Source organism: Pseudoalteromonas sp. SR41-7, assembly GCF_014163935.1.
Classification (GTDB): domain Bacteria; phylum Pseudomonadota; class Gammaproteobacteria; order Enterobacterales; family Alteromonadaceae; genus Pseudoalteromonas; species Pseudoalteromonas distincta.
The window spans coordinates 1-216 of sequence record NZ_JACJEF010000067.1 but is presented as its reverse complement, the minus strand read 5'-3'; the positions used below and the strand labels follow the sequence as shown (position 1 = coordinate 216).

Annotated in this window: 1 protein-coding gene; it reads right to left on the bottom strand. The window is 41.7% G+C overall.

Translation table 11 applies throughout. The features are described from left to right. On the bottom strand, nt 1-216 hold a 216-nt coding region (locus H5092_RS20530; RefSeq protein ID WP_182734885.1), incomplete at both ends, for a hypothetical protein.

Below are 216 nucleotides of genomic sequence, written 5' to 3'. Positions count from 1 at the left end.
ACTTCCAATACACCGGCCGTGAAATAGCTACCAGAGGTTGAGCCACGTGATGTATCTATTACAAAATCACCATGCACTAATACATAGTCACTGGCGTTTACCATACGAAGCAACCCGCTTGAATGTGTGTAACCATCATCAGTTGGCGCTTGTATACGATAGTCACCTTTTATGATTAAGGTGCCATTGTTTATGTTAATGGTACCTATGTTATGC